This window comes from Streptomyces sp. H27-D2, from assembly GCF_035828615.1.
In the GTDB taxonomy this organism is placed as follows: Bacteria; Actinomycetota; Actinomycetes; order Streptomycetales; family Streptomycetaceae; genus Streptomyces.
Genome location: NZ_JAYMZR010000189.1, coordinates 1 through 3,256 on the forward strand (window position 1 = coordinate 1; position 3,256 = coordinate 3,256).

Consider the following 3,256-nt stretch of genomic DNA (forward strand, 5'->3'; position numbering starts at 1 on the left):
CCAACTGGGCACTCAAACGCGCCGAACACAGCAACCCGCCACGCACCGACACCCCCGTCGTCACCCTCGTCAAGCCCACCAAAACAGCCCCGGCCTCACGAACAAAGCCCTAAAACACCGGTATTGCGACTAGGGCCATGACGGCGTCGTCGGCATACGGCACGGTGCTGTCCCGGAACCGCGGCACCGCGAGGCTCCGGTGGTAGCTCACGACGGGCACGTGGCCGGCGTCGCCCATCAGGGCGGCCAGCTCCCCGAGGCGCCCAGGAGTCCAGTTCGACACCCCCACCCGCCGGGCGTAGCCCCGCCACACCAGCTCCTTCAGCGTCTCCACCAGCTCGGAGACCGGGCGGGACGGATCGTCGCGGTGCAGCAGCAGCACATCGACGGTGGGCACCCCGAGCCTGCGGAGTGATCCCTCAACGTGCCGACGGACCACCTCGGCGGGCAGCTCGATATCCCCACCGCTCAGCGAGTAGCCCACCTTGGTAATGATCCCCAGGGCGCCCGGGTTCGCCCGCAGCCAGCGGCCGACGAGCTCTTCCGAACGCCCCCTGGCGTAGCTGTCGGCCGTTTCCAGCAGTCTTCCGCCAGCCGCCGCGAAATAGTCGAGGCGCCGGTGGGAGATCAGCTCCGGCTCGTCGCCGAACCGGCCGGCGACGATGAACCGGGTCGCATCTCTCTGCCCAGCGCCGTGGTCAAGAAGTGCAGCGGCTGAGGAATCCATGGTCGACGTATCCTCCACGGGAGGCCGGTGGAGTGTCCAGGATCCTGCCCGTCCGGTGTCTTGTCGAGTGCGGCTGCCGCGCTGCGCGGGCGCCGGGCGGAGGCGGTGAAACCGGCGGGCCACTTCCGCGTTGCCACTCAGAAGGCAGCTCGCTAGAATGCGTCCGCGGTATACGTACTTCCGCGACCTCTTAATCAGTGAAATGGAAGGGACCTCCAGTGCGGCGATTCGGCGATGCTCTCAGATCATTTATCCCTTCTCACAGCATCGAGGATCGCATTGTCAGCCCGCACTCTGAATCTCGGCGTTCTCGCGCACGTCGACGCAGGTAAGACCAGCCTCACCGAGCGGCTGCTGTTCGAAAACGGCGCCATCGCCAAGCTCGGCAGCGTCGACGGCGGTAACACGCAGACTGACAGCAATGAACTGGAACGGCAGCGGGGCATCACAATCCGCTCTGCGGTGGCGTCCTTCACTCTGGGCGATCTTCAGGTGAACCTGGTGGACACGCCGGGCCACCCGGACTTCATCGCCGAGGTGGAGCGGGCCCTCTCTGTACTCGACGGAGCCGTTCTCGTGATGTCGGCGGTCGAGGGCGTCCAGTCCCAGACTCGGATCCTGATGAGGTCCCTCAGACGCTTGCGGTTGCCCACCCTTCTCTTCGTCAACAAGATCGACCGGACCGGGGCGCGGTACGACAGCCTCTTGGCGGACATCCGCAGGAAGCTGACCCCCGCCGTGGTGCCGATGGAGCGCGTCGCCGACCTGGGGACCCGTGCGGCCGACGTCCGGCCCCGGTCCCCGGAGGACGGGGACTTCGCCACGGAACTGGCCGAGCTGCTCGCGGACCATGACGACACGGTGCTCCGCCGGATGGTCGACGACCGCATGCCCGCCCCCCGGGAACTGCACGCCCTCCTCAAGCGGCTAACCAGCGACGGCCTGGTGCACCCGGTCTTCTTCGGTTCTGCGGTGTCTGGTGCTGGTACCGCCGAACTCACTGAGGGCGTGCGGGAGATCCTGGGACGACGCCGCCCGGCTTCCGTCGGTGAGGGACTGCGCGGCACGGTCTTCGCCGTCGAGCGCACCGGCGCGGGGGAGAAGGTCGCCTATCTGCGGCTGTTCTCTGGGGAGTTGCGACAGCGGCAGCGGGTGAACTTCCACCGGCGGGAGCCGGGTGGGGCGGTGGAGAACTACAGCGGGCGCGTCTCGGGTCTGGAGGTCGTCGGCGCCCGGACCGGGGGCGGCGCCCTGCCGCCGTCCGGTCCGCTCACCTCGGGCAACATTGCCAGGCTCCGCGGTCTGCCGTCCGTGCGCGTCGGCGACCAACTGGGGGAGGCGGACGGGTCTGAACCGCAGTACCAGTTCTCACCGCCGATCATGGAGTCGGCGGTCCGATCGCGCGAGCCCGGCAGGGAGGGCGAACTGCACGCGGCGCTAGCTAGGCTCGCTGACGAGGACCCGCTCATCCGGACGCGGACCCTCGCCGGTGGCGCGACCTCCATCCTGCTATACGGAGCGGTGCAGAAGGAGGTCATTGAGGAGCGGCTCAGGCGCGAGTTCGGCGTCGAAGCGGCCTTCGAGCGGACCCAACCAGTCTACTTCGAACGCCCGCTGGGCACCGGGGACGCGGTGTACGAGTTTGAGCCCCACCGGCCGAACGAATTTTTCCAGACCGTCGGGGTACGGATCGAACCTGCGGCCGTCGGTGCGGGCAACCAGTTCATCCGGGAGGCGGAGGAGGGCCTGCTGCCGCGCGCCTACCACCGCGCCATCGAGAGCGCCGCCATGGGCACGCTCCAGCAGGGGCTCTACGGCTGGGAGGTGACCGACTGCCTGGTGACCCTCACGAAGATCGGTTACGAAGCGCCGCGGACCACAGCGGCGGACTTCCGCAACCTGACCCCGATGGTGCTCATGCAGGCGCTCCAGAAGGCCGGAAGCGCGGTCTACGAGCCCGCCTACACCATCGAGGTGGACTTCCCCGACGATGCTCTCAGCGGTGTCATCGGGCTGCTCATGTCGCTGGGGGCGGACGTTGGGCAACCGGTCGAGACGGAGTCGTCCTGGAGCGTCCGTGCCGAGGTCGCCGCCCGGCTGCTCCAGGACGTGGCCATCGCCCTGCCCGGACTCACGCACGGCGAGGGGACGATCTGGTCCGAGCCCGGCGGGGACCGGCGCGTCCGCTCCTCAGTCCCGGTCCGAGAGCGCTTTGACGGGAACCCGCTCGACCACGACGAGTACATGCGCTTCCTGTCCAACCGCGCACTCGGCAGGCAGCCGTCGTGACCGAGCGACGGGCTCGTACGGGCACCACTGCCCGTACGAGCCCTGTGGGGTTCCAAAAGTCTTCACATGCGCTGAGCTGGGGTTTTCCACTGGCTGGGCGGTCTTGTTCGGGCGGTGTCGTGGTACTTGTGGATCAGTCCGCCGAGGATGTCGTGGCGCTGGATCCGCCGGGCGGGGAACGGGATCACGTCGGGGTCGTCCAGGGGTGCCCGAAGCTCCCGGGCTCGGTGCGGACGCCCA

The 3,256-nt window shown here is 68.4% G+C and carries 2 protein-coding genes; one reads left to right on the forward strand and one right to left on the reverse strand.

Annotated elements, in window-relative coordinates; all coding sequences use genetic code 11:
* Positions 1-109: 109 nt before the first annotated feature.
* A complete protein-coding gene (locus tag QMK28_RS33725; RefSeq protein WP_326443504.1) occupies positions 110-727 on the reverse strand; it encodes an aldo/keto reductase in 618 nt (205 codons plus the stop codon).
* A 234-nt stretch (positions 728-961) separates the two neighbouring features.
* Here QMK28_RS33725 and QMK28_RS33730 point away from each other — a divergent pair, with 234 nt between their 5' ends.
* Complete coding sequence (locus QMK28_RS33730; protein WP_326443505.1) at positions 962-3,016, forward strand: translation factor GTPase family protein; 2,055 nt, start codon at positions 962-964, stop codon at positions 3,014-3,016.
* The last annotated feature ends 240 nt before the right edge of the window (positions 3,017-3,256 follow it).

What these genes read in the sequence shown, in the direction of transcription:
- QMK28_RS33725 (WP_326443504.1), bottom strand. Translation starts at nt 727, where the DNA reads ATGGATTCCTCAGCCGCTGCACTTCTTGACCACGGCGCTGGGCAGAGA.
- QMK28_RS33730 (WP_326443505.1), top strand. Translation starts at nt 962, where the DNA reads ATGCTCTCAGATCATTTATCCCTTCTCACAGCATCGAGGATCGCATTG.